We start from the raw sequence: 26,036 nt of genomic DNA, 5'->3' as shown, positions 1-26,036 counted from the left end.
GGGGCTGTTCACCTTCTTATGTCTGGTTGCCTGGTTAAGCCGTAACAACTTCACCTTACAGTTGGTGGGTTTTCTTACGCTCAACGTTAATGTATTTTTATTCACAAATAATGCATGAATATTGATACTATCATGACCCGAGGTGTGTCAACAATGAAAAACACTTTACCGCCATTTATCGAGATTTACCGCGCTCTGATTGCCACACCGTCGATTAGCGCTACCGAAGAAGCGCTCGATCAAAGTAATGCGTCTTTAATCACTCTGCTGGCAGACTGGTTTAAAGATCTGGGCTTCAAGGTTGAGGTTCAGGCAGTCCCCGGTACGCGCAATAAATTCAATATGCTGGCAAGCACCGGACAGGGTGCTGGCGGTTTGTTGCTGGCGGGCCATACCGATACCGTTCCCTTTGACGACGGACGCTGGACGCGCGATCCGTTCACGCTGACCGAGCACGATAACAAGCTCTACGGGCTGGGTACGGCGGACATGAAAGGCTTCTTTGCTTTTATCCTCGATGCCCTGCGTGACGTGGATGTGACGACGCTGAAAAAACCGCTGTATATTCTGGCTACCGCCGATGAAGAGACCAGCATGGCGGGCGCGCGCTATTTTGCTGAAACCACCGCCCTGCGCCCGGACTGCGCGATCATCGGTGAACCAACGTCCCTGCAACCGGTGCGCGCACACAAAGGCCACATTTCAAACGCCATCCGCATTCTGGGGCAATCGGGCCACTCCAGCGATCCGGCGCGCGGGGTTAACGCCATTGAGCTGATGCACGACGCCATTGGCCGCATCATGCAGCTGCGCGATGACCTGAAAGAACGTTATCACTACGCGGCGTTTACCGTTCCTTATCCGACATTAAACCTGGGCCACATTCACGGTGGCGACGCCGCGAACCGTATCTGCGCCTGTTGCGAGTTGCATATGGATATTCGCCCGCTGCCGGGCATGACGCTGAACGATCTCAACGGATTGCTCAACGATGCGCTGGCGCCCGTGAGCGAACGCTGGCCGGGCCGTCTGACGGTGTCCGAACTGCATCCGCCGATTCCCGGCTACGAATGTCCGCCTGACCACCAACTGGTGGAAGTGGTCGAGAAACTGCTGGGCGCGCAAACCGAAGTGGTGAACTACTGCACCGAAGCGCCGTTTATCCAGACCTTGTGCCCAACGCTGGTGCTTGGCCCGGGTTCGATTAATCAGGCGCACCAGCCGGATGAATATCTGGAAACGCGTTTTATCAAGCCAACCCGCGAGCTGATTACGCAGGTTGTCCATCATTTCTGCTGGCATTAACTGCTTATCACCTCGCTAACCCTTTAGTGGTAAGCGAGGTGATTTATTAACATTTCCATAAGCAACGCTTATTTGATTCGATGTGAATTAAATTACGTAAATTCCCGTCATTTATTCGTTTGCTGAACCGATTTCGCAGCAATTGACGTCAGGTGTTTTACGTGGCTTTATAAAGATAAGAAGTGATGTAAAAAATTAAAGTCCGAAAGATTTCACGTTGCAGCCAACGCCGCTGTGACGCGAAAGATACAGGACATATTCAAAACAGATGGGGTGTCTGGGATCATATGAACGAACAATATTCCGCGTTGCGTAGTAATGTCAGTATGCTCGGCAAAGTGCTGGGAGAAACCATCAAGGATGCGCTGGGAGAGAACATTCTTGATCGCGTAGAAACAATCCGTAAGCTGTCTAAATCATCTCGCGCTGGCAATGAAGCGAATCGCCAGGAGTTGCTCACCACGCTACAGAATCTGTCCAACGACGAGCTGCTGCCTGTTGCCCGCGCGTTTAGTCAGTTCCTGAACCTGGCCAATACCGCCGAGCAGTACCACAGCATTTCGCCGCAGGGCGAAGCTGCCAGCAACCCGGAAGTGATTGCCCGCACCCTGCGTAAACTGAAAGATCAACCCAATCTCGACGAAGCCACCATCAAAAACGCGGTGGAGTCGTTATCTCTGGAACTGGTACTGACCGCACACCCTACCGAGATCACTCGCCGCACGCTGATTCACAAAATGGGCGAAGTCAACGCCTGTCTGAAGCAGCTCGATAACAAAGAGATCGCGGATTACGAACGTAATCAGCTCATGCGCCGTCTGCGCCAGCTGATCGCCCAGTCCTGGCATACGGATGAAATCCGTAAAAACCGCCCAAGTCCGGTCGACGAAGCCAAATGGGGCTTTGCGGTGGTTGAAAACAGCCTGTGGGAAGGGGTGCCAAACTATCTACGTGAGTTGAACGAACAACTGGAAGAACATCTGGGCTACAAACTGCCGGTTGATTTTGTTCCGGTGCGTTTCACCTCCTGGATGGGCGGCGACCGTGACGGCAACCCGAACGTAACGGCTGATGTCACCCGCCACGTTCTCCTGTTGAGCCGCTGGAAAGCCACCGATCTGTTCCTGAAAGATATTCAGGTTCTGATTTCTGAGCTGTCGATGGTCGACGCCACGCCGGAACTGCTGGCGCTGGTCGGCGAAGAAGGCGCATCAGAACCTTACCGCTACCTGATGAAAAGCCTGCGTTCCCGCCTGATGGCGACGCAAGCCTGGCTGGAAGCGCGTCTGAAAGGCGAGAAACTGCCGAAACCCGCTGGTCTGCTGACGCAAAACGAGCAGCTGTGGGAGCCGCTGTACGCCTGTTATCAGTCTCTGCAAGCGTGCGGCATGGGCATCATCGCCAATGGCGAACTGCTTGATACCCTGCGCCGGGTGAAATGCTTTGGCGTGCCGCTGGTGCGCATTGATATTCGCCAGGAGAGCACCCGCCATACCGAAGCGCTGGGCGAGCTGACGCGTTATCTGGGCATCGGCGATTATGAAAGCTGGTCCGAAGCCGATAAACAGGCTTTCCTGATCCGCGAACTCAACTCCAAGCGTCCGCTGCTGCCTCGTCAGTGGGAACCGAGCGACGACACCCGCGAAGTGCTTGAGACCTGTAAAGTGATTGCCGAAGCGCCGCTGGGTTCCATCGCCGCTTACGTTATCTCTATGGCGAAAACGCCGTCCGACGTGCTGGCCGTGCATCTGTTGTTGAAAGAAGCCGGAATTAGCTTTGCCATGCCTGTTGCGCCGCTGTTCGAAACGCTGGACGACCTGAACAACGCCGACGCGGTAATGACTCAGTTGCTGAATATCGACTGGTATCGCGGCTTTATTCAGGGCAAACAGATGGTCATGATTGGCTACTCTGACTCAGCGAAAGACGCAGGCGTAATGGCCGCCTCCTGGGCGCAGTATCAGGCTCAGGACGCGCTGATCAAAACCTGTGAAAAAGCCGGAATTGAACTGACGCTGTTCCACGGTCGCGGCGGTTCCATTGGCCGTGGCGGCGCGCCTGCTCATGCGGCGCTGCTTTCCCAACCGCCGGGCAGCCTGAAAGGCGGTCTGCGCGTGACCGAACAAGGTGAGATGATCCGCTTTAAGTACGGCCTGCCTGAAGTCACCATCAGCAGCCTGTCCCTGTACACCGGCGCGATTCTGGAAGCCAACCTGCTGCCGCCGCCGGAGCCGAAAAATTCGTGGCGTCATATCATGGACGAGCTGTCCGTGATCTCCTGCGACCTGTATCGCGGCTATGTCCGTGAGAATAAAGACTTCGTCCCGTACTTCCGTTCCGCAACGCCAGAACAGGAACTCGGCAAGCTGCCGCTCGGTTCGCGCCCGGCAAAACGTCGCCCGACAGGCGGGGTTGAATCCCTGCGCGCCATTCCCTGGATCTTCGCCTGGACGCAAAACCGCCTGATGCTCCCGGCCTGGCTGGGTGCGGGCACCGCGCTGCAAAAAGTCGTTGAAGATGGCAAGCAAAGCGAACTGGAAGCCATGTGCCGCGACTGGCCGTTCTTCTCCACGCGCCTCGGCATGCTGGAGATGGTGTTCTCTAAAGCCGACCTGTGGCTGGCGGAATACTACGATCAACGCCTGGTCAAAAAAGCGCTGTGGCCACTGGGTGAAGAGTTACGCAACCTGCTGGCAGAGGACATCAAAGTGGTGCTGGCGATTGCCAACGATTCCCATCTGATGGCCGACCTGCCGTGGATTGCTGAGTCTATCCAGTTAAGGAATGTGTATACCGACCCGCTGAACGTGTTGCAGGCGGAACTTTTACACCGTTCCCGTCTTGCAGAAGAGCAAGGCAAAGATCCAGACCCGCGCGTCGAACAGGCGCTGATGGTCACGATTGCGGGCGTGGCTGCGGGGATGCGTAATACCGGCTAACCCACACGCATCGTCATATCCCCTCTCGCCTGCCCGGGCGAGAGGGCTTTGAAATATTTCTGTAATAATCGCCTGTTTTTCAATATATTCCTGCCTGCGTTTTGTTCACTCTGCTGAATACGCCATCAACAAGAATAGGTCACTGGCATCGCCATACTTAAGGTTCTCTTAATGATTTGTCGCTACGTTGGCGACTCGAATAAAAACAGGCTTCATATATGTTCTTCACACACACATCTGCTAAACCTTCGTTTAGCTGGAAAGCCCTTGGCTGGGCGCTACTCTATTTTTGGTTCTTCTCTACATTACTTCAGGCCGTTATTTGCATCAGCGGCTATAGCGGCACCAACGGGCTGCGTGACTCACTGCTTTTCAGTTCGCTCTGGCTGATCCCGGTATTTTTATTTCCCCATCATACCCGCGCGATTGCCGCCGTTATTGGCGTTGTACTCTGGGCCTCTTCGCTGGCGGCGCTCAGTTATTATGTCATTTACGGGCAGGAATTCTCGCAAAGCGTTCTGTATGTCATGTTTGAAACAAACGCGAACGAAGCCAGCGAGTACTTGAGCCAGTATTTCAGTCTGAAGATTATCCTTATCGCTCTGGCCTATACCGCCGTGGCAATCCTGCTGTGGACGCGTTTAAAGCCCATATATATTCCCGCGCCGTGGCGCTGGTTAGTCTCCTTTGCATTGTTATACGGCCTTATTCTGCATCCGATCGCCGTCGGGACGTTTATCAAACATAAGCCGTTTGAGCAGACATTAGGCGGCCTCGCCTCGCGTATGGAACCCGCTGCGCCGTGGCAGTTTATCAATGGCTATTATCAATATAATCAGCAACTCACGTCGCTGAATAGCCTGCTTAACGAGAACAACGCGCTGCCTCCGTTAACGAATTTTAAAGATAACTCCGGTGATGCGCCGCGTACGTTAGTGCTGGTTATCGGCGAGTCAACCCAGCGTGGTCGCATGAGTCTGTACGGTTATCCGCGTGAAACCACGCCAGAGCTGGACGCGTTGCATAAAAGCGATCCGGGTCTGACCGTATTCAATAACGTCGTCACCTCCCGGCCATACACGATTGAAATTCTGCAACAGGCGCTGACCTTCGCCAATGAAAAGAACCCGGATCTGTATCTGACGAAACCGTCGCTGATGAACATGATGAAACAGGCAGGTTATAAGACGTTCTGGATCACCAATCAGCAGACGATGACCGCGCGTAATACGATGCTGACCGTATTCTCGAAACAGACCGACAAGCAGTTTTATATGAATCAGCAGCGTACTCAAAGCGCGCGGGAATATGACACCAACGTTCTGGCGCCCTTTAAAGACGTAATGGCCGACCCGGCGCCGAAGAAATTTATTATCGTTCACCTGTTGGGAACACATATCAAATACAAATTCCGCTACCCGGAGAATCAGGGAAAATTTGACGGTCAAACCGATCATATCCCTGCGGGCGTGAGCGAAGACGAACAGGATATTTATAACGATTACGATAACGCGAATCTGTATAACGACCATGTCGTCGCCAGCCTGATTAAGGACTATAAAGCGACTGACCCGAACGGTTTTCTGCTCTACTTCTCCGATCACGGTGAAGAAGTGTATGACACGCCGCCGCACAAAACGCAGGGGCGTAACGAAGACAACCCTACGCGTCATATGTATACGGTGCCGTTCCTGTTATGGACGTCAGAAAAGTGGCAGGCCGCACACCCGCGCGATCTCTCTACGTATGTTGACCGCAAGTACAGCAGCTCTGAACTTATCCATACCTGGTCCGACTTAGCGGGGCTGACCTACGACGGGTTCGACCCGACGCGCTCCATCACCAGCCCGCAGTTCAAGGCGATCACGCGCTGGATTGGCAACCCGTATAAGAAAAACGCGTTGATTGATTACGATACCCTGCCTTACGGGGATCATGTCGGGAATCAGTAACGGCATCGCCGGATGGCGCTGACGCTTATCCGGCCTGCAAAATGCATAACCCGCGTACCGCCATCCGGCAATTATCGCTTGAGGCGGTTTACGTTCAACGTTACTGTTTCCTCTGTCTGCGCTCTGCAAGGTATCAACATGTATCACGACGTCAGCCACCTTCTCTCCCGTCTGATTAACGGCCCTATGGCGCTACGGCAGGTTTTTTTCGCCAATACCAGCGGTACGGCGCCCGAACTGGCGTATCAGGTTGATTTTCCACGCCTGGAGATTGTGCTGGAGGGGGAGTTCACCGATACAGGCATCCCGGCCGCGCCCGTGACGCTCATCGCTGGCGACGTTCTGTATGTTCCGGCAGGCAGCTGGAACTTCCCGCAGTGGCAAACGCCCGTCACCACGCTCAGCATCCTGTTTGGCAAGCAGCAATTAGGTTTCAGCGTTGTTCACTGGGACGGCAAACAATATCAGAATCTTGCGAAGCAGCATGTCGCACGTCGAGGCCCACGTATTGGCTCCTTCCTGCTGCAAACGCTCAATGAAATGCAGATGCAGCCGCAGGAACAGCAGACGGCCCGATTAATTGTCGCCAGCCTGTTGAGCCACTGCCGCGACCTGCTGGGTAGCCAAATCCAGACGGCGTCACGGAGTCAGGCGCTTTTTGAAGCGATTCGCAGCTATATCGATGAGCGTTACGCTTCCCCGCTCACCCGCGAATCGGTGGCGCAGGCGTTTTATATTTCGCCAAACTACCTTTCTCATCTGTTTCAAAAAACAGGCGCTATCGGCTTTAACGAATATCTGAATCACACTCGGCTGGAACACGCGAAAACGCTGCTGAAGGGTTACGATCTGAAAGTCAAAGAAGTGGCTCACACCTGTGGATTTGTCGACAGCAACTATTTCTGCCGCCTGTTTCGTAAAAATACGGAGCGTTCGCCGTCAGAATATCGTCGGCAGTACCACAGCCAGTTGACGGAAAAGAAGGCTACTCCAGAATAAGATGCGTATGCTGCGGCGCGGTGAGCAGTTTACGCACGGCGCTCATCACCCGCTGAGGTTCGCGAAGAAAGGCGTTAATTCCTGACTGAACATACCGACTCTGAACAAAACGCTCCGCGCCCGCCAGTTCAATATCCGTAATCAGCAACACAACATCCGCCCGGTTGATATCCTCCTCCGTTAAGCAGTTTTCCGTGCCCAGCGCCCCCTGGGTTTCAATTTTAATGTTCCATTTTTCCTGCTGGCAGAGTTTTTCCAGGCGTTCGGCGGCCATATAGGTATGCGCCACGCCGCTGACGCAGGCGGTAACGGCAACCAGATAGCGTGCAGTTGAGACTGTCATATTAACCTCCCACAGTGACCAGAAACCCGGCTCGCTCTGCCAACGCCTGCATTTCCGCCACCTCTTGCGGCGAGGGTACAGGCACATCTTTCATTGCCCACGGCTGCCCAAGCAGACGGTATTTCGCTTCACCATACTGATGAAACGGTAGCAGGTGCACCTGATTAATCCCTGACGATAGCAACACTGCCAACGCTCGCTGCATATTCTCAACGTTGAGCGTGTAGCCCGGAATCAACGGCAAACGGGGGATGACCGTAATCCCCTCGTTTACCAGTAAACGCAGGTTATCCAGCACGCGTGGTAAATTCATTTTGACCACCTCATGCGCCCGGCGCGGCTCCATAATCTTTAAATCAAACAGCACTTCATCACACGCTTTAGCCAGCGGTAGCAACCGACTGGCAGGCGCATCGCCTGCGGTTTCAATCGCGCAGGAAATGCCGAAACGTCGCAGACGTTGCAAAAACCGCGTGGCAAACGCCGCCTGCATTAATACTTCACCGCCAGAAAGCGTGACGCCGCCGCCGGAGGTGCGAAAAAAGAGTTCGTCTTTCATCACCTCGCGTTCCAGTTCATCCAGCGTAATATCGCGCCCGATACGTTCAAACGCCCCGGAAGGGCACTCATCCACATCACGCAAGCAGGGCGAGCAGTGCAGACATTTACTCTCCCGCCGCACCGTTTCGATGCGTGGCGAAATAGACTCTGGATTGGCGCACCACGGACAGGTATGCGGGCAGCCTTTAAAAAAGACCACCGTACGAATTCCCTGCCCGTCATTCAACGAATAACGCTGAATGTTGAAAATACGTGCGACATCATCAGCGCTCGTTTCCAGATTCTTACAGCTGATGCGCGGTGCGGCGAATGATGTCATCCTGGATCTCCTTCGACAGCTCGACAAAGAAGGCACTGTAACCCGCCACGCGCACCACCAGCCCGGCGAAATCCTGCGGGCGCAATTGCGCTTCACGCAACGTATCCGCATTCAACACGTTAAACTGAATATGCTGTAGCTTAAGCTGGGTAAAGGCGCGCAGAAAATCCGCCAGTTTGCGCAAGCCGGCCTCACCTTCCAGCGTCGCAGGCGTAAACTTCACGTTAAGCAACGTACCGTTAGAAAGCAGCGTGTTATCCAGTTTACTTACTGATTTCAGCACCGCCGTCGGCCCCTGCATATCCTGGCCGAGCATTGGCGACAACCCGCCGTCTGCCAGCTGTTCCCCGGCAAAACGGCCATCCGGCGTCGCCCCCACCACCGAACCCAGCGGCACATGCGCGGAGACGGTGTATGAACCCGGTGTAAATTGCCCACCGCGCGGGTTCTGGTATTTCTCCACCTCTTTACAGTAATGGCGCAGCAGTTCAGCGCTGATGTTATCCACATCATCAATATCATTACCGTATTTCTCGAAGCGGTTAATCAGCCGGGCACGAATTCGCTCACCTTCCGGCGTCGCAAAGTTCGCCTTTAACACCGCCAGCAGTTCATCGAAACGTAAACGTTGCTGATCAAATACCAGCCCTTTTAACGCGTGCAGGGAGTCGCTCAGATTAGCAATGCCAATCCCCTGTACGCCAGAGAAGTTATAACGCGCGCCGCCATCGGTAATATCACGGCCTTTATCCAGGCAGTCGCTGATAAACGAGGAAAGCAGCGGCACCGGCGCCCAGTCACGGTGGCCGATATCGCAAATATTACTGCCTTCCACCATCAGCGTAATGTAATGGCTGATTTTGGCGCGAATATGCGCCAACAGATCTTCGTACGTCAGCGTGCGGTTTCCTTCATTCTCATACAGGCTGATTTCCATCACTTTCAGCAGGTTGAACATGGCGATGTCATGCAGGCCGTAGGTTCTGCCCGGAATCGACAGCTCCACACACCCCACTACCGCGTAATCACGGGCGTCCTCCAGCGAAACACCCCGGTTCAGGAACGCAGGCACAACCACTTCATCATTAAAGATCTGCGGAATACCGGTGCCGAGGCGAATCGTCTCCGCTGTTTTCATCAGGAAGGGCGTGTCAATCAGCGCATTGGTACGCACGCCAAGGTTCGGCTGCGGCAACTGCACATTCTGGTACGCGTCAAGACAGAGAAAAGAGAGCACGTTCACCGCACTGCGTCCGTTCTCCGTCAATCCCCCAAGCAATGCGGTGTAACCGGTCGGGAATCCGGCGAAATAGCGTGCGCTGCTGGTCGAACGTAACAGCACGATGTCGTTACATTTTACCCACAGCGATTCGAGGAGTTCTTTTAAAAATGCCGGGTCTTCGCCCTGGCTCAGCGATGCCTGATAAAACGGCAGCATATACTGGTCAAAACGCCCCAGCGAGAGCGAGCTGGCGTTAGACTCATATTGCAGAATGATGTTCATGTACCAGAACAGCTGGCACGCTTGCCAGAAGGTTTGCGGCTTGTACTGCATGTTATGTCGGGAGTTCGCGGCAATGGTGAGCAACTCCTGACGCCGACGCGCATCCAGGCAGCTTTCCGCCATTTTCTCCGCCAGCATCGCGTAACGCAGAATGTGGCCTTGCGAAGCCTCCAGCAGCAACGCCGCCTGGTAAAAGTGATTGTCCGGCTGCTGCTGGCAGTGTTGCCGCACTTGCGCCACCAGTTCACCCAGACCGTGATTCAACAGCCGCGGGTAATCAATAATAATGTGCCCCTGCCCTTTATCCGTCTGGTTAACGCTAAAAATCTGCGTGCTGACGGCGGCTTTCACGTCATCGGTCATCTGACCGTTGATGAAATCCTTCATCGACCGTTTTTCCCAGTACGGGAACAGCACCTCGCGGTAGAGGCGCTTATCGTCCTCGCTGATGTCAAAACGGTCCTGCGGACGCGTCGGGAACTGTTCTAACTCGTTAAGTAACCAGTACGGATCCATTTCCGGCGACATAATCCCCGCCCGCGGTTTCACCGTGCGGTTCCCGGCAATCAACTCCTCATCACGAATCGAAATTTCAACATGCTCAAGGATATACGCCGTCGCTTTAGCGCGGCGCAATATGACCGGCTCTCCCTCTGTCTGCTGATAGCTGGCGGTATACAGCTGCGCGCGCTCAAGCGAAATTTCACGGTTATTCTGGAAAAGTGCGGCTTTAAGGCGCTGGGTACGATTCGTCATGAGGAACTCCTGTAGGCAAGCTTGTTGCCGGATGGCGGCGTGAGCGCCTTATCCGGCCTACGGGGATTAACATCGTAGGCCCGATAAGCTTGCGCCATCGGGCATTCTAACGTTAAGCAATTTGCGAAAGATGCGCGTCAATTTTGTTCATAATGGCATCGGCGCGTTTTACCGCATCGCTGATGTTGACGCGGACAATGGTTTTACCCGCAAAGCGTTCCTCAAACTTGATGCCTATATCTTTGGTCAGAATCACCATATCCGCATCCGCTACATCCGCCGCAGTCAGTTCGTTTTCCAGACCAATCGAGCCCTGGGTCTCGACTTTGACTTCCCAGCCTTTCGCTTTGGCCGCGCTTTCCAGCGCTTCGGCCGCCATATAGGTGTGTGCGACACCAGAAGGACATGCTGTTACTGCGATAATCTTCGTCATGGCTCATTCCTCACTTAATTCATCTCAAACTCTAAATCCAGGTCGTCTTCTTTCTCATCAACCTGAGACACTTTCTTACGCGCCAGACTTTTCAGCACGTTAACGCAGATTGCCGTCACTACCGCCCCGACAGCGACTGCCGCGATATAACCCAGCTTGCCTTCCACAACCGGCAGAACAATCAGCCCGCCCCAGCCGGCATAACACTGCGCGCCAAACAGCGCAGCCGTTACCGCACCACAGGCAGAGCCAACCATAATGGATGGGATCACGCGTAGCGGATCGGCGGCGGCGAAGGGAATCGCACCTTCCGTGACCCCAACGCAGCCCATTACCAGCGCGGCTTTACCGGCTTCACGTTCTTCAGAAGAGAAGTTCTTACGACCAACCAGCGTTGCCAGGCCCAGACCCAGCGGCGGAACGCAGATACCCACCGCAGCAATCGCCACCACGCTGTATACGCCCTGCGCCACGCAAATCAGCATGAAGGCGTAGGCCACTTTGTTAATCGGGCCGCCCATATCGAAGGCCAGCATCAGCCCCATGATGACCGCCAGCAGCACGATGCTGCCCTGCTGCATTCCTTGCAGCCATTGGGTCAGGCTGGTGGTTAACGCGCCAACCGGTTCGCCCAGCCCCCACATCATGATGCCTGCGGTAATGAAGGTGCCGACGATAGGGATAACGAAGATAGGCATCACCGAGCGCAATACCTTATGCACCGGGATTTTCTTCAGATAATGCACGACGATACCGCCGATAATCCCGGCGATGAGCGCGCCAAAGAACCCGGCGCCAAAGCTGTTGCCCACCCAGGCGCCGATCGCGCAAGGCGCCAGCGCGGAACGTTCAGCAATGGAGTAACCGATATAGGCGGCGAGAAAAGGCACCATCAGCGTCAGCCCTGCGACGCCAATATCAAAAAGCTTCTTGAGATTAGGATCGGTCGCGGCATCGGGAACAGCGCCTTTGCCATACAGCATGACGGAAACCGCCAGCAAGATCCCACCGGCTACGACGAAGGGGATCATATGCGAAACACCGGTCATCAGATGTTGACGGGTGTTTTTCAGGATCTGCACCAACTCTTTCATAAGTCGCTCCCGGGCCGCTTCAGGCCCCTATCCATAACGTTGTTGTGGCAAACAATAGGCAATCCAACGCGGCGCAGACAGTGGATAAAAAGGCCATTTACTGGATTTTTGTAATATCAGTACAAAAATGCGATCCGCCTCATAACTTATCAAACCTCAGAAATAAGATGCCGTACTCCGACTTGTGAAGTGTCTCGCAATTTGACGTGTATGTTACATTTGTCCAGCGTTTGGCAGTTTTGTCACATGGCACTATGCGGCAACGCCCTTTTATCCTGTAGCCAGAAAATCGTTATGGGAGAAAGGCAATGGCCCTGATTGTGGAATTTACCTGTGAGCTGCCCAATGGCGTACACGCCCGCCCGGCAAGCCACGTTGAGACGCTGTGCAATACCTTTACCTCACACATTGAGTGGCATAACCTGCGCACCGACCGTAAAGGCAACGCCAAAAGCGCGCTGGCGCTGATTGGCACCGACACGCTGGCAGGCGACGCCTGTCAGTTATTGATTTCAGGTACGGACGAACAGGATGCCCACCAGCGCCTGAGCCAATGGCTGCGCGATGAATTCCCCCTTTGCGATGCGCCTCTGGCGGAGATCAAAAACAGTGAGCTGGAGCCGCTTCCGGCATCGCTGACAAACCTGAACCCGCTGTTTTTTCGCGCCCGCGCCGTCTGCACCGGCAGCGCGGGCGGCGTTCTGACGCAGCTCTCCTCGCTGGATCTCAATACGCTCGGCGAACTCCCTGCTGCCAGTGATATAGAGACCGAGCAATCTGCGCTGGATAACGGCTTAACGCTGCTGATAAAGAATATTGCGTTCCGCCAGCTCGACAGCGACGGCGCCACCAGCGCTATTCTGGAAGCCCACCGTTCGCTGGCAGGCGACACCTCCCTGCGCCAACATTTGCTGGCAGGCGTTGCACGCGGTTTAAGCTGCGCGCAGGCGATAGTCGAAAGCGCCGGGCACTTTTGTGATGAGTTTGCCCGTTCCAGCAGCCGCTATTTACAGGAACGCGCGCTGGACGTACGCGACGTCTGCTTCCAGCTCCTGCAACAAATTTATGGCGAACAACGCTTCCCGGCGCCAGGCAAACTGACCCAACCCACCGTCTGTATGGCCGATGAACTCACCCCAAGCCAGTTCCTCGAACTGGACAAAACGTTCCTCAAAGGCTTGTTGTTAAAAAGCGGCGGTACAACTTCGCACACGGTTATTCTTGCCCGCTCATTCAACATTCCCACGCTGGTTGGCGTGGATATTGAGGCGCTAACGCCGTGGCTGCACCAGACGGTCTATATCGACGGCAACGCCGGTGCGATTGTCGTTGCGCCAGATGAACCCGTCACCCGTTACTACCAACAGGAAGCCCGCGTGCAGGACGCTTTACGCGAGCAACAGCGTATCTGGCTGACCCAACAAGCGCGCACTGCCGACGGTATCCGTATGGAAGTGGCCGCCAACATTGCGCATTCCGTCGAAGCGCAAGCGGCATTCGGCAACGGCGCGGAAGCGGTTGGCCTGTTCCGTACAGAAATGCTGTATATGGACAGAACCAGCGCACCTTGCGAGAACGAGCTGTACAACATTTTTTGCCAGGCGCTGGAGTCCGCACAGGGCCGTAGCATTATTGTGCGCACGATGGATATCGGCGGTGACAAGCCCGTTGATTATCTGAACATTCCTGCGGAAGCTAACCCGTTCCTCGGCTATCGCGCCGTACGTATATATGAAGAGTACGCCACGCTGTTTACCACGCAGCTGCGATCGATCCTCCGCGCTTCCGCACATGGCAGCCTGAAAATCATGATCCCGATGATCTCCTCAATGGAAGAGATCCTGTGGGTCAAAGAGAAGCTGGCGGAGGCTAAACAGCAGTTACGCAACGAGCACGTCCCGTTTGATGAGAAGATCCCCCTCGGCATCATGCTGGAAGTGCCATCGGTGATGTTCATCATCGACCAGTGCTGTGAAGAGATTGATTTCTTCAGTATTGGCAGCAATGACCTGACGCAATACCTGCTGGCGGTCGATCGCGACAACGCCAAAGTCACCCGTCACTACAACAGCCTGAATCCAGCCTTCCTGCGCGCGCTGGATTTCGCCGTACAGGCGGTACATCGTCAGGGGAAATGGATTGGCCTGTGCGGTGAACTCGGCGCGAAAGGGTCAGTACTGCCGCTGCTGGTCGGACTGGGGCTGGACGAGATCAGCATGAGCGCGCCGTCAATTCCTGCCGCTAAAGCGCGGATGGCCCAGCTCGACAGTCGTGCCTGCCGCCAGTTGCTGAATCAGGCGATGGCCTGTCGCACCTCGCTGGAAGTGGAGCATCTGCTGGCGCAATTCCGCATGGCCCAACAGGACGCGCCGCTGGTCACCGCCCAGTGCATCACGCTTGATAGCGACTGGCGCAGCAAAGAAGAGGTGATCAAGGGGATGACCGACAACCTGCTGCTGGCAAGCCGCTGTCGCTACCCGCGCAAGCTGGAGGCCGACCTGTGGGCGCGTGAAGCCGTGTTCTCCACCGGGTTAGGGTTTAGCTTCGCCATTCCGCACAGCAAATCTGAACACATTGAGCAGTCCACCATCAGCGTAGCGCGTCTGAAAGCGCCGGTACGCTGGGGCGATGACGATGCGCAGTTCATCATCATGCTGACACTCAACAAACACGCCGCAGGCGACCAGCATATGCGCATTTTCTCACGCCTGGCCCGCCGCATTATGCACGAAGAATTCCGCAACGCGCTGGTCAACGCCGCATCTGCCGAGGCAATTGCCAGCCTGTTGCAACATGAACTTGAACTCTAAGAGGGAGCAAAATGGAACTCTATCTGGATACCGCGAACGTCGCGGAAGTCGAACGTCTGGCGCGCATCTTCCCTGTTGCTGGCGTCACCACCAACCCAAGCATTGTGGCGGCGAGTAAAGAATCCATCTGGGATGTACTGCCTCGCCTGCAAAAAGCCATCGGCGAAGAGGGAACGCTATTTGCCCAGACGATGAGCCGCGATGCGCAAGGAATGGTGGAAGAAGCCAAACGCCTGAGCAATGCCATTCCCGGTATTGTGGTGAAGATTCCGGTCACTGCCGAAGGTCTGGCGGCGATCAAACAGCTCAAAAAAGAAGGTATTACGACGCTGGGAACGGCTGTCTACAGCGCAGCGCAGGGCTTGCTGGCGGCGCTGGCAGGCGCAAAATACGTCGCCCCGTATGTCAATCGGGTTGATGCCCAGGGCGGCGACGGCATCCGTATGGTGCAGGAACTGCAAACCTTGCTGGAGATGCATGCGCCGGGCAGCATGGTACTGGCCGCCAGCTTTAAAACGCCGCGTCAGGCGCTGGATTGCTTACTCGCAGGATGCGAAGCAATCACCCTTCCTTTAGATGTAGCTCAACAAATGCTCAATACCCCTGCGGTAGAGTCAGCTATAGGGAAGTTTGAGCAAGACTGGAATAACGCATTTGGCCACATCAACCTGTGAGGGAAATAAAGTATGGACCACATTATTCAATCTCCTGGTAAATACATCCAGGGTGCAGATGTCATCACACGTCTTGGAGAATATCTCAAACCCCTGGCCGAACGCTGGCTGGTGGTCGGAGACAAGTTTGTCTTAAATTTTGCCCAATCCGCGCTGGAGAAAAGCTTCCAGGATGCCGGGCTGGCTCTGGAAATCGCGCCATTTGGCGGCGAATGTTCGCAAAATGAAATCGATCGTCTGCGTATCGTCGCAGATAAAGCGCAGTGCGGCGCCGTTCTCGGCATCGGCGGCGGCAAAACGCTGGATACCGCGAAAGCGCTGGCCCACTTTATGGATGTCCCGGTCGCTATCGCGCCGACCATCGCCTCTACCGATGCCCCCTGTAGCGCGCTTTCCGTGATCTACACCGATGCAGGCGAGTTTGAACGCTATCTGATGCTGCCGCGTAACCCGAATATGGTGATTGTTGATACCAAAATTGTCGCGGGCGCGCCCGCGCGTCTGCTGGCTGCCGGTATCGGCGATGCGCTGGCGACCTGGTTTGAAGCGCGCGCCTGTTCACGTAGCGGCGCGACCACGATGGCGGGCGGCAAGTGTACACAGGCGGCGCTCGCGCTGGCGGAGTTGTGCTATAACACGCTGATCGAAGAGGGTGAAAAGGCCATGCTGGCGGCTGAGCAGCATGTCGTCACGCCGGCGCTGGAACGCGTGATTGAAGCCAACACCTACCTGAGCGGCGTCGGTTTTGAAAGCGGCGGTCTGGCGGCGGCGCATGCCATACATAACGGCCTGACGGCGATTCCAGACGCGCATCACTACTATCACGGTGAGAAAGTGGCGTTCGGCACGCTGACGCAACTGGTACTGGAAAACGCGCCGGTTGAAGAGATCGAAACCGCTGCGGCGTTGTGCCATTCCGTTGGCCTGCCGATCACGCTGGCGCAACTGGATATTAAGCAGGATATTCCAGCGAAGATGCGCACGGTGGCGGAAGCCTCCTGCGCGGAAGGCGAAACTATTCACAACATGCCTGGCGGCGCCACGCCGGATCAGGTTTACGCCGCCCTGCTGGTTGCCGACCAGTACGGTCAGCGTTTCCTGCAAGAGTGGGAATAACGGTCAGGAGAGACAAAAAGCCCGCAGATCGTGCGGGCTTTTTTATTTGCCGGATGGCGCTGGCGCTCATCCGGCCTACACATTTTACTGAGATGGCTTACAGCAGATCGAAACGATCCAGGTTCATCACTTTCACCCATGCCGCGACGAAATCCTTCACGAATTTCTCGCGCGCATCGCTGCTGGCGTAGACTTCCGCCAGGGCACGCAGTACCGAGTTAGAACCGAATACCAGGTCTGCGCGGGTAGCCGTAAATTTCACCTCACCGCTCAGGCGATCGCGGCCTTCGAACAGCTCTTTCGATTCGTCCGCCGCTTTCCACTCGTTACGCATATCCAGCAGATTCACAAAGAAATCATTGCTGAGTACGCCCGGGCGGTCGGTAAACACGCCATTCTGGCTGCCATCAAAGTTAGCGCCCAGAACGCGCATCCCACCCACCAGCGCCGTCATCTCCGGCGCGGTCAGCGTCAGTTGCTGCGCTTTATCAATCAGCAGTGACTCGGTGGTCGACACATCAAGCCGTGCGCGATAGTTACGGAAGCCGTCTGCGATCGGTTCGAGAAGCTCAAACATCTCGATATCCGTCTGATCCTGACGTGCATCCACACGGCCTGGCGCGAACGGCACGCTGATGCTGACGCCCGCCGCACTTGCTGCCTGCTCCACACCGACAACGCCCGCAAGGACGATGATATCGGCCAGAGACGCCTTCCCGGACGATTTCTGAATCTCTTCCAGAACCGGCAGAACGCGCGCCGCAGCGGCGTTCACATCCCAGTCTCGCTGCGGCGCTAAAGCCAGGCGAGCGCCGTTGGCGCCGCCACGTTTATCGCCGCCACGGAAGGTTGACGCAGATGCCCATGCAACCGACACCAGTTCGCTGACGGAAAGCCCGGACGCGGCAATCGCGGCCTTCAGGTTGACGATGTCTTCCTGGCTCGGATTAAATACCGGCTGCGGCAGCGGGTCCTGCCAAATCAGATCTTCTTTCGGTACTTCCGGCCCGATATAGCGCGCTTTTGGCCCCATATCCCTGTGCGTCAGTTTGAACCATGCGCGGGCGAATGCTTCGTTAAACGCCTGCGGATCGTTGAGGAAACGGCGGGAAATTTTCTCGAATTCTGGATCGAAACGCAGCGTCAGGTCAGTCACCAGCATGGTGGGTTTACGTTTCTTCGACGGATCGAACGGATCGGGAATGATTTCTGGCGCATCAACCGCTTCGAACTGGATCGCGCCCGCCGGGCTGCGCGTCTGCACCCACTCGTATTTGAACAGGTTTTCGAAGAAGTAATTACTCCACTGGGTCGGCGTCTGCGACCAGACCACTTCCAGACCCGAGGTAATCGCATCGCCGCCTGCGCCGCTGCCGTAGTCACTGCTCCAGCCCAGCCCCTGCAATTCAATCGGCGCGGCTTCTGGATCAACGCCAACATGGGACGCCGCCGCCGCACCGTGGGTTTTACCCAGCGTGTGACCGCCGCCAATCAGCGCCACGGTTTCTTCATCGTTCATGCCCATATTGCCGAACGTCGCGCGGATAGCCGCAGCGGCGGAAAGCGGTTCACCGCTGTGATCCGGCCCTTCCGGGTTAACGTAGATAAGCCCCATTTCGGTGGCGCCTAACGGCGCTTTCGCCAGCGCTTCGGGATGACGGTGCGTCAGCCAGGCTTTCTCATCCCCCCAGTTCACATCAAGATCCGGTTCCCACACATCTTCACGCCCGGCGCCAAAACCGAACGTACGGAAACCGGAGTTCTCCAGCGCCACGTTACCCGCCAGAATAAACAGGTCGGCCCAGGAGATTTTCTGGCCATATTTCTGCTTGATAGGCCACAGCAGACGACGCGCCTTATCCAGGCTGACGTTGTCCGGCCAGGAGTTCAGCGGTGCAAAACGCTGCTGCCCGCGTCCGGCGCCGCCGCGCCCGTCGACGGAACGATAAGTGCCCGCGCCATGCCATGCCATACGAATAAACAGACCGGCATAGCTGCCCCAGTCCGCAGGCCACCACGGCTGAGAATCGGACAGGAGAGCTTTAAGGTCCCCTTTCAGGGCGGAATAGTCGAGTTTGCTAAATTCTTTGCGGTAGTCGAAGTCCTCACCCAGCGGGTTCGAACGGTTGGAGTGCTGATTCAAAAGATCTACACGGAGTTGGTTAGGCCACCAGTCGTGGCTGCTGGTGCCAGCACCCGCGCTACGGTCGTGGCTGCCCTGATGGAAAGGGCACTTCCCGGTAGACAATGAATTATGGGTATCGTCAGACATGCTCATCTATATGCTCCCTCTACAGTGTTATCGTTACGATATACATCACCAACGATAAGATATAGTTGAAATAACCCACAGATTCGATAGCTAATATCTTTTAAATTTATGTATCAGGCGTCAGATCAAAATGTGCATAAAAAAGCCCTCCGAAGAGGGCTAATCATGTTACAGGCCGGGCCGCACACCCAACGTGTGGCAAATGGCGTAACTCATTTCAGCGCGGTTCAGGGTGTAGAAGTGGAAATCTTTCACGCCTTCACGGCTTAAGATCTTCACCATGTCCATCGCGATATTCGCCCCGACCAGCTTGCGGGTTTCCGCATCGTCATCCAGGCCGTCAAACATCTGTGACATCCACGCCGGAATGCGCACGTTAGTCATATCAGCGAATTTCTTCGCCTGCTTAAAGTTGGAGACCGGCAGAATGCCCGGAATAATTTCGACATCAATGCCCGCAGAGACGCAGCGATCGCGAAAACGCAGGTAGCTTTCCACATCGAAGAAAAACTGGGTAATTGCGCGGTTAGCGCCAGCATCGACTTTGCGTTTCAGGTTGAGCAGATCCGCCTGCGCGCTTTTCGCTTCCGGGTGGACTTCCGGGTAAGCGGCGACGGAGATATCAAAATCGGCAACCTCTTTCAGTAAGCTGACCAGGTCAGCGGCATACATATCCGGCTTGCCGCTCCCCGGCGGCAGGTCGCCGCGCAGGGCAACAATATGACGGATACCGTTATTCCAGTAATCCTGGGCAATGGTACGCAGTTCATCGCGGGTGGCGTCGATGCAGGTCAGGTGCGGCGCGGCTTCCAGGCCCGTACGCTCTTTAATGCCTTTGATGATGCTATGCGTACGGTCGCGCTCACCGGAGTTGGCGCCGTAGGTCACGGAGACAAACTTCGGTTTCAGGCTGCTCAGTCGATCGATAGAGTTCCACAGGGTTTGCTCCATTTCACTGGTGCGCGGCGGGAAAAACTCGAACGAAACATTAATCTGACCCTGAACTTCCGCCAGGCTCTGATTCAGGGCTTCCCGCTGGTTGGCGTGAAAAAAGCTCATACCTTACCTCATCAATCGCATGTCATTATATGTTGTGTTGTGAACATCTATCCGTTTAGACGTCTGGATGTAAAAATGACCGAAAAGTGGGATGCCGTCAACAGAAAAATCACTGTTAAAGGTGAGGAATACTCAGACAACGTGAAAAAAATTCAAATCAGTCCGAAATAATGAAGGATTGCATCGCAAGCGTATTTAACCACCGCAACCGTACAGCGTTCTCAGGCAGCATCACCAGCCCGGCACGAATACGTAATTCAGTGTCGCTAAGTACGCGGAATATCACGCCCTGGCGCTGAATAGCGGCAAACGAGCCCGGGAGCAAACTCAGGCCATCGCCGTGGGCGATTCGCGCGAGCAGCACATCATGTTCCAGCGGTTCTTCAAGGCAGGAGGGGGCGTAACCAGCGCGACGGAAAATGTGCCGGGTGTAGTCAAAAAAGGCCGGATTACGTTCCCGTTTGAACCAGAACAGCGGGCGGCGGTTAAGCGCAGTTAAGGAGAGCGACGTCAGGCTCGCTTCCGGCCAGACGGAGGGTAATGCGGCAATCAACGGTTCTTGCCAGTCGAGCGGCGTGACGGTTAACCCTGTGGCCTCAAGCGGCAGCGCCACCAGCGCCGCATCCAGTTTCCCCCGACGCACCTGGCGTACCAGTTCAGGCGAACCATGACGCACAATATGCAGCCTCTCCACACGCGTGTTCAGCTGCGCCCCCAGGGGGGCAAAAATCCCCTGCTCAAACGCGGTGCTCAGCCCTAAACGCAGCGATTGCGCACCGGTTTGCGCCAGTTGATTCAGCGCAGCATACGTTTTGTCCTGCTGCGCCAGCAGCGGGCGGACGATTTCCAGCGCGCGCAGACCCTCATCCGTCAGCGTAAGTCCACGAGTATGACGGACAAAAAGCGTCACCCCCAGACGTTCTTCAAGCTGGCGAATATGGCGGCTCAGCGGCGGTTGCGACATAAACAGTCGCTGTGCCGCGCGGCTCATATTGTTCTCTTCCGCCACCACGGCAAAGTAGCGTAGCAGGCGGATATCCAGAGAGTGCAGAGGGGATGTTGTCATACCGAAAAGGTATCACGGAAACGGTATTATCCAAATCATTCCGCGCCCCCTATCCTCACGCCACAGACTCCAGACAAACGAGGAATACACTATGCATTCAGAACGCTTTATTACCGGTCAGAAAATGCTGCAACAGGTGGATGGCAAGGGTGGCGATGCGGTGATCGAAAGTTTGCAAGACATTGCGCCAGATTTTGCCCGCTATCTGATCGAATTTCCGTTTGGCGATATCTATTCCCGGCCAGGGCTGGATTTACGCAGTCGGGAAATCGCAACCGTCGCCGCGTTAACCGCGCTGGGCAACGCTACGCCGCAGTTGAAGGTACATATTGCCGCCGCGCGACATGTGGGGTTAACGCAGGAGGAAATTATCGAAGTGATAATGCAGATGGCGGTTTATGCCGGTTTTCCGGCTGCGCTGAACGGTCTGTTCGCCGCAAAAGAGGTGTTTGCAACTCGGTGAATCGCCGGGTGGCGGCGTTGCCTTATCCGGCCTACATATTCCGTAGACCAGATAAGCGCAGCGCCATCCGGCAACAAATACTACAGCAGCTGCGCCAGGCGGTTGATATCCGACTGAATCGCCCCGGCAGTGACGTCACGACCGGCCCCCGGCCCACGGATCACCAGCGGATTGTCGCGATACCAGCGGCTTTCGATGGCAAAGACGTTATCGCACGGCAGCAGCGCCGCCAGCGGATGTTCCGGGCGCACCGCTTCGACGCCAACGCGCGCTTTACCGTTGGCGTCGAAACGCGCCACGTAGCGCAGCACCAGCCCCATTTCACGAGCGGCTTCCAGACGCTGTACCATCTGCTCATTCAGCTCATCGCCATTTTCAAAGAAGTGATCGACAGACCCCTCTTCGCAGTGTGCGGGCACCAGCGATTCAACGCGCACCTGGTCCGGCTCGATGTCGTAACCCGCTTCACGCGCCAGAATCACCAGCTTGCGCATCACATCTTTACCAGAAAGATCAACGCGCGGGTCCGGCTCGGTCAGCCCCTGCTGCCAGGCCTGATCCACCAGATCGGTAAACGGTATGGAACCGTCAAATTGCAGGAACAGCCACGACAGCGTGCCGGAGAAGATCCCGCTGATCGACAGAATGGCATCGCCGCTGTCAATCAGATCGCGCACCGTATAGTTGATCGGCAGGCCCGCGCCGACGGTCGCGTTATACAGCCAGTGACGCCCGGTTTTTTCGAACGCGTCGTGGATCTGGCGATATTTATCGCTGGTGCTCGCCCCCGCCAGTTTATTGGCGCTGATGACGTGGAAGCCGTGGCTGGCGAAATCAAGATACTGATCGGCCAGTTGCTCGCTGGCGGTGACATCCAGCACCACCAGATCGTCATACGGGTGAGCGCGCATCCACAGGAACAGCGACTCTTCATCCTGCTCAATCGCTTCGTCGTTGAAGAACGCCAGCGCACGGCTGGCATCCAGCCCTTCGTAGTTCAGCAGGCTGCGACGGCTATCCACCACGCCCGCCAGGACGAATTCAAACCCGGTACGCGCGGAGAGCGTGCTCTGCTCGCGGGCAAACAGTTCCAGCCAGCGGGAACCGATGTTGCCTTTGCCGAACAGCACCAGGCCGATGCGTTTTTCCGCGCGGAAAATAGACTGGTGCAGCCCCTGAATCAGGCTTTCAGTCGGGCCGGTGCGCAGTACGGCCACCAGGCTGATCCCCTCTTCCGACTGCCAGGTAAATTCAACCGGCTGGCCTTTCAGCTGTTGCCAGAAGCGGTGGCAGTGCAGCGGGTTACGGGTGACGCCAGCGCCAACCATCGCGACCAGCGCCAGCCCCTGACGCAGGCGCAATTCGCCCGGCAGGCCCGCTTCATCAAGAATTTTTAATGCGCTATCAGCGACTTCAGAGGTGTAGCAGAATTGCAGCAGATGGCGATCGTTATGCACGCCAACCGCCAGCGGACGCACCTGCGCCCGTTTCAGAATCTGGTCGACGTCTCTCCAGGCCAGTTTAAAGTCCTGGCTGGCGGGCACCTGAAATTCAATCAGGCAGACGTCATCATGGCTGGTGACGATACGCGCCCCGGTGCCGGACGCCAGCACGCGTTCAATGCGCGTGGACCCCTGATCCGGCGTGTAGCTACAGCGCAACTGCAAATCGATATCGCTGCCGGAAACCGGCTGTAGGGTACGGGCGTGCAGAACCGGCGCGGCCAGACGCGCCAGCTCGCTGGCTTCATCCAGACGCAGCAGCGGCAGCAGACAGGCATCTTTCACTTTACGCGGGTCGGCGCTGTAAACCCCGGCCACATCGCTCCAGATGGTGACACGGGAAACCCCCGCCAGCGCGCCAATTTGCGTGGCGGAATAGTCAGAACCGTTACGGCCCAGTAGCACCGTTTCGCCCGCATTGCTGCGACTGATAAAACCGGTAACGACCAGACGTTTGCCCGGATGCTGCACCAGCAGCTGTTGCAGTAACGGGTAAGAGAGACCTTCATCTACCTGCGGCTGCGCGGCGCGTTCAGCGCGTAAAAACTCACGCGCGTCCAGCCATGCCGACGCCAGTCCTTGCTCATTCAGCACTGCGGACATCAGACGCGCAGACCAGATCTCGCCGTGCCCGACGACTTCGGCATAAACGGCATCGGTCACGCCGCTGTCGAGCAGCGCGGCAAGACGCTCCAGATCGCTAATGAAAGCGCTGATCAGGCCATCCGCAACGTCGGCGGGAAGCAGCCCGCTGATCAGATCGCTCTGATAGCGGCGTAACGTCTGTTGCACCTGATGCGCGGAAAGGCGGTCGGTCTGGCTTAACTTCAGCCAGCTAATCAACTGGTTGGTGGTACTACCGGCGGCGGAAACAACCATCATATCGTCAGGCTGCGAGTACTCCGCCATAATGCCTGCGACACGAAGATAACATTTCACGTCTGCCAGACTACTGCCACCAAATTTATGCAGTTGACGACCCTTCGCCCCTGCCTGCGCAATCACACTCATGTTTACCCCTTGTTTGCAGCCCGGAAGCCATTTTCCAGGTCGGCAATTAAATCTTCGCCATCTTCAATACCGGTGGAGATACGCAGCAGCGTCTCTGAAATTCCGGCGGCAGCACGCGCTTCTGGCGCCATGCCTGCATGTGTCATCGTTGCGGCGTGGGAGATCAGGCTTTCAACACCCCCTAAGGATTCCGCCAGCGTAAACAACGACAGCCCGCCCAGGAAACGACGCAGCGTCTGCTCATCGCCATCCAGTTCAAAACTCAACATTGCGCCAAAGCCTTTTTGCTGGCGCGCGGCAATCTCGTGCCCTTGATTATCCGGCAGCGACGGATGATACAGTTTTTTCACCAGCGGCTGGGTTTGCAGATAGTCCACAATGGCCTGGGCATTGCGCTGAGCCACGTCCATTCGCGGCGCCAGAGTACGCAGCCCACGTAGCAGCAGATAGCTATCAAACGCGCCGCCGGTGACGCCAATATTATTGGCCCACCATGCCAGTTCGGTGACAATCTCTGGATCTTTCGCAATCACCACGCCAGCCACCACATCCGAATGGCCGTTTAAATATTTCGTGCATGAATGCAACACCAGATCGGCGCCCAACGCCAGCGGATTTTGCAGCGCAGGGCTTAAAAACGTGTTGTCCACAACGCTCACCGCGCCCGCTTCTCGCGACAGCTGGCAGATTTTCGCAATATCTACCACGCGTAACAACGGATTACTGGGGCTTTCCACCAGCACCAGCTTCGGTTTTTCCGCCAGCGCCGCTTTCAGCGCCTGCTCATCGCCTTGATCGACAAACAGCACGCGATAACAGCCCCGCTTCGCCAGGCTGTCAAACAGGCGATAGCTGCCGCCGTAGCAGTCGTGCGGCGCCACCAGCAGATCGCCCGGCTTCAGGAACACGGTCGTCACCAGCAGAATGGCCGACATCCCGGTATTGGTCAGCACCGCGCCCGTACCGCCCTCCAGCTCCGCCAGCGCGCGCTGAACCACATCACGCGTCGGATTTCCACGTCGCGAATAGTCATGGGCGCGAGGTTCATTAAAACCAGTGAAGTTATAGGTGCTGGAAAGGTGAATCGGCGGGACAACGCAACCGTACTGCTCGTCGTCATTTAACCCGCTACGCACTGCGATGGTGGCCTGTTTACGCGTCATGTTGAGAAGTTCCTGGGCTGAATCGGTGAAAAGTCAGGCACCAGAGTAAACATTGTTACAATAGACGTCAATACATCTGGACATCTAAACTTCTTTGCGTATAGATTGAGCAAACTGGAAATAGCCGTTAAAATTATATGCATTAGCGCACATCTACAGACGCTTAACCCGTGTCACGATATCGCCTGTACGGTAAACTATGCGGGATTACGGCCAGGCACGACGATTCTGGCCCTTAACTAATGACGAGAAGATTAAAGGTATCTCATGGCTGAATGGAGCGGCGAATATATCAGCCCATACGCTGAGCACGGTAAGAAGAGTGAGCAAGTCAAAAAGATTACGGTTTCCATTCCTCTGAAGGTGTTAAAAATCCTCACCGATGAACGCACGCGTCGTCAGGTGAACAACCTGCGTCACGCCACCAACAGCGAACTGCTGTGTGAAGCGTTTCTGCATGCCTTTACCGGGCAACCATTGCCGAACGATGAAGACTTGCGTAAAGAGCGCAGTGATGAAATACCGGAAGAGGCCAAAATCATCATGCGTGAACTGGGGATCGACCCGGATACGTGGGAGTATTGATTTTTTTGCCGGATAGCGGCGGAAGGATTCAGTACCGCAGGTACTGATAAGCGTCAACGCCATCAGGCAAAGACAAAAAAAGCGCCTTTCGGCGCTTTTTTCTTTGACAG

19 protein-coding genes are annotated in these 26,036 nt (G+C 55.8%); 9 read left to right on the top strand and 10 right to left on the bottom strand.

The window, feature by feature from the left end:
• Positions 1-153: 153 nt before the first annotated feature.
• From argE to OGW17_RS00515, 4 genes are all read left to right on the top strand, one after another.
• Complete coding sequence (argE, locus tag OGW17_RS00530; protein ID WP_024130656.1) at positions 154-1,305, top strand: acetylornithine deacetylase; 1,152 nt, start codon at positions 154-156, stop codon at positions 1,303-1,305.
• 287 nt (positions 1,306-1,592) lie between these two features.
• Positions 1,593-4,244, top strand: a complete 2,652-nt coding sequence (ppc, locus tag OGW17_RS00525; protein WP_071259486.1) for a phosphoenolpyruvate carboxylase — start codon at positions 1,593-1,595, stop codon at positions 4,242-4,244.
• 218 nt (positions 4,245-4,462) lie between these two features.
• A complete protein-coding gene (locus tag OGW17_RS00520) occupies positions 4,463-6,196 on the top strand; it encodes a phosphoethanolamine transferase CptA (protein WP_071259483.1) in 1,734 nt (577 codons plus the stop codon).
• A 138-nt stretch (positions 6,197-6,334) separates the two neighbouring features.
• Positions 6,335-7,195: an AraC family transcriptional regulator gene (locus OGW17_RS00515; RefSeq protein WP_058668390.1), complete on the top strand. Its 861-nt coding sequence runs from the start codon at positions 6,335-6,337 to the stop codon at positions 7,193-7,195.
• Here OGW17_RS00515 and OGW17_RS00510 read toward each other — a convergent pair.
• From OGW17_RS00510 to OGW17_RS00490, 5 genes are all read right to left on the bottom strand, one after another.
• Entirely contained in the window at positions 7,182-7,538 is a 357-nt protein-coding gene (locus OGW17_RS00510) for a PTS fructose-like transporter subunit IIB (protein WP_071259481.1), read from the bottom strand. The genes OGW17_RS00515 and OGW17_RS00510 overlap by 14 nt on opposite strands.
• A gap of 1 nt (position 7,539) precedes the next feature.
• Positions 7,540-8,418, bottom strand: coding sequence for a [formate-C-acetyltransferase]-activating enzyme (locus OGW17_RS00505; RefSeq protein WP_058668388.1), 879 nt, complete (start codon positions 8,416-8,418; stop codon positions 7,540-7,542).
• A complete protein-coding gene (locus OGW17_RS00500) occupies positions 8,384-10,678 on the bottom strand; it encodes a formate C-acetyltransferase (protein ID WP_286452133.1) in 2,295 nt (764 codons plus the stop codon). The genes OGW17_RS00505 and OGW17_RS00500 overlap by 35 nt, the downstream gene beginning before the upstream one ends.
• Positions 10,679-10,790: 112 nt before the next feature.
• Positions 10,791-11,111, bottom strand: a complete 321-nt coding sequence (locus tag OGW17_RS00495; protein ID WP_024130658.1) for a PTS fructose-like transporter subunit IIB — start codon at positions 11,109-11,111, stop codon at positions 10,791-10,793.
• Between the two features lie 14 nt (positions 11,112-11,125).
• Entirely contained in the window at positions 11,126-12,205 is a 1,080-nt protein-coding gene (locus tag OGW17_RS00490; RefSeq protein ID WP_012133843.1) for a PTS fructose transporter subunit EIIC, read from the bottom strand.
• Positions 12,206-12,513: 308 nt separating this feature from the next.
• On the opposite strand from OGW17_RS00490, the gene ptsP reads away from it, so the two are divergent.
• From ptsP to gldA, 3 genes are read left to right on the top strand one after another with little or no spacing between them, the layout of a single operon-like run.
• Positions 12,514-15,015, top strand: a complete 2,502-nt coding sequence (gene ptsP, locus OGW17_RS00485; protein WP_012133845.1) for a phosphoenolpyruvate--protein phosphotransferase — start codon at positions 12,514-12,516, stop codon at positions 15,013-15,015.
• An 11-nt stretch (positions 15,016-15,026) separates the two neighbouring features.
• Positions 15,027-15,689 carry a fructose-6-phosphate aldolase gene (fsa, locus tag OGW17_RS00480; protein ID WP_058668384.1) on the top strand — a complete coding sequence of 221 codons (663 nt, stop codon included), beginning with the start codon at positions 15,027-15,029 and terminating at the stop codon, positions 15,687-15,689.
• Between the two features lie 12 nt (positions 15,690-15,701).
• A complete protein-coding gene (gene gldA, locus OGW17_RS00475; RefSeq protein ID WP_012133847.1) occupies positions 15,702-16,805 on the top strand; it encodes a bifunctional L-1,2-propanediol dehydrogenase/glycerol dehydrogenase in 1,104 nt (367 codons plus the stop codon).
• Positions 16,806-16,902: 97 nt separating this feature from the next.
• Here gldA and katG read toward each other — a convergent pair whose 3' ends face one another.
• The 3 genes from katG to OGW17_RS00460 all read right to left on the bottom strand — a co-directional run bounded on the left by katG (position 16,903) and on the right by OGW17_RS00460 (position 21,202).
• On the bottom strand, positions 16,903-19,083 hold the full coding sequence (gene katG / locus OGW17_RS00470) for a catalase/peroxidase HPI (RefSeq protein WP_012133848.1): 2,181 nt from the start codon (positions 19,081-19,083) through the stop codon (positions 16,903-16,905).
• 162 nt (positions 19,084-19,245) lie between these two features.
• The gene (gene metF / locus OGW17_RS00465; protein WP_012133849.1) at positions 19,246-20,136 is read right to left on the bottom strand and encodes a methylenetetrahydrofolate reductase; all 891 of its coding nucleotides are present in this window, start codon (positions 20,134-20,136) and stop codon (positions 19,246-19,248) included.
• Between the two features lie 157 nt (positions 20,137-20,293).
• Positions 20,294-21,202, bottom strand: a complete 909-nt coding sequence (locus OGW17_RS00460) for a LysR family transcriptional regulator (RefSeq protein ID WP_071259477.1) — start codon at positions 21,200-21,202, stop codon at positions 20,294-20,296.
• A 91-nt stretch (positions 21,203-21,293) separates the two neighbouring features.
• Between OGW17_RS00460 and OGW17_RS00455 the strand changes: the two genes are divergently transcribed.
• Complete coding sequence (locus OGW17_RS00455) at positions 21,294-21,665, top strand: carboxymuconolactone decarboxylase family protein (protein ID WP_012133851.1); 372 nt, start codon at positions 21,294-21,296, stop codon at positions 21,663-21,665.
• 80 nt (positions 21,666-21,745) lie between these two features.
• On the opposite strand, the gene metL is transcribed toward OGW17_RS00455, so the two are convergent.
• Together metL and metB are read right to left on the bottom strand one after the other, a co-directional pair.
• Positions 21,746-24,178: a bifunctional aspartate kinase/homoserine dehydrogenase II gene (gene metL / locus OGW17_RS00450; protein WP_060815949.1), complete on the bottom strand. Its 2,433-nt coding sequence runs from the start codon at positions 24,176-24,178 to the stop codon at positions 21,746-21,748.
• 2 nt (positions 24,179-24,180) lie between these two features.
• On the bottom strand, positions 24,181-25,341 hold the full coding sequence (gene metB, locus OGW17_RS00445) for a cystathionine gamma-synthase (RefSeq protein ID WP_047459810.1): 1,161 nt from the start codon (positions 25,339-25,341) through the stop codon (positions 24,181-24,183).
• A gap of 267 nt (positions 25,342-25,608) precedes the next feature.
• Here metB and metJ point away from each other — a divergent pair, with 267 nt between their 5' ends.
• Positions 25,609-25,926: a met regulon transcriptional regulator MetJ gene (gene metJ, locus OGW17_RS00440; protein WP_012133855.1), complete on the top strand. Its 318-nt coding sequence runs from the start codon at positions 25,609-25,611 to the stop codon at positions 25,924-25,926.
• Positions 25,927-26,036: the final 110 nt, after the last annotated feature.

This window comes from Citrobacter sp. CK181 (assembly GCF_030333595.1).
Lineage (GTDB): Bacteria > Pseudomonadota > Gammaproteobacteria > Enterobacterales > Enterobacteriaceae > Citrobacter_B > Citrobacter_B koseri.
Note: the sequence above shows the minus strand (reverse complement) of the source record. Positions and strands in the feature narration are given on the sequence as shown.

What these genes read in the sequence shown, in the direction of transcription:
- OGW17_RS00455 (WP_012133851.1), top strand. Translation starts at nt 21,294, where the DNA reads ATGCATTCAGAACGCTTTATTACCGGTCAGAAAATGCTGCAACAGGTG.
- OGW17_RS00460 (WP_071259477.1), bottom strand. Translation starts at nt 21,202, where the DNA reads ATGACAACATCCCCTCTGCACTCTCTGGATATCCGCCTGCTACGCTAC.
- OGW17_RS00515 (WP_058668390.1), top strand. Translation starts at nt 6,335, where the DNA reads ATGTATCACGACGTCAGCCACCTTCTCTCCCGTCTGATTAACGGCCCT.
- argE (WP_024130656.1), top strand. Translation starts at nt 154, where the DNA reads ATGAAAAACACTTTACCGCCATTTATCGAGATTTACCGCGCTCTGATT.
- OGW17_RS00520 (WP_071259483.1), top strand. Translation starts at nt 4,463, where the DNA reads ATGTTCTTCACACACACATCTGCTAAACCTTCGTTTAGCTGGAAAGCC.
- OGW17_RS00500 (WP_286452133.1), bottom strand. Translation starts at nt 10,678, where the DNA reads ATGACGAATCGTACCCAGCGCCTTAAAGCCGCACTTTTCCAGAATAAC.
- fsa (WP_058668384.1), top strand. Translation starts at nt 15,027, where the DNA reads ATGGAACTCTATCTGGATACCGCGAACGTCGCGGAAGTCGAACGTCTG.
- metB (WP_047459810.1), bottom strand. Translation starts at nt 25,341, where the DNA reads ATGACGCGTAAACAGGCCACCATCGCAGTGCGTAGCGGGTTAAATGAC.
- ppc (WP_071259486.1), top strand. Translation starts at nt 1,593, where the DNA reads ATGAACGAACAATATTCCGCGTTGCGTAGTAATGTCAGTATGCTCGGC.
- OGW17_RS00505 (WP_058668388.1), bottom strand. Translation starts at nt 8,418, where the DNA reads ATGACATCATTCGCCGCACCGCGCATCAGCTGTAAGAATCTGGAAACG.
- katG (WP_012133848.1), bottom strand. Translation starts at nt 19,083, where the DNA reads ATGAGCATGTCTGACGATACCCATAATTCATTGTCTACCGGGAAGTGC.
- metF (WP_012133849.1), bottom strand. Translation starts at nt 20,136, where the DNA reads ATGAGCTTTTTTCACGCCAACCAGCGGGAAGCCCTGAATCAGAGCCTG.
- OGW17_RS00510 (WP_071259481.1), bottom strand. Translation starts at nt 7,538, where the DNA reads ATGACAGTCTCAACTGCACGCTATCTGGTTGCCGTTACCGCCTGCGTC.
- metL (WP_060815949.1), bottom strand. Translation starts at nt 24,178, where the DNA reads ATGAGTGTGATTGCGCAGGCAGGGGCGAAGGGTCGTCAACTGCATAAA.
- OGW17_RS00490 (WP_012133843.1), bottom strand. Translation starts at nt 12,205, where the DNA reads ATGAAAGAGTTGGTGCAGATCCTGAAAAACACCCGTCAACATCTGATG.
- ptsP (WP_012133845.1), top strand. Translation starts at nt 12,514, where the DNA reads ATGGCCCTGATTGTGGAATTTACCTGTGAGCTGCCCAATGGCGTACAC.
- metJ (WP_012133855.1), top strand. Translation starts at nt 25,609, where the DNA reads ATGGCTGAATGGAGCGGCGAATATATCAGCCCATACGCTGAGCACGGT.
- gldA (WP_012133847.1), top strand. Translation starts at nt 15,702, where the DNA reads ATGGACCACATTATTCAATCTCCTGGTAAATACATCCAGGGTGCAGAT.
- OGW17_RS00495 (WP_024130658.1), bottom strand. Translation starts at nt 11,111, where the DNA reads ATGACGAAGATTATCGCAGTAACAGCATGTCCTTCTGGTGTCGCACAC.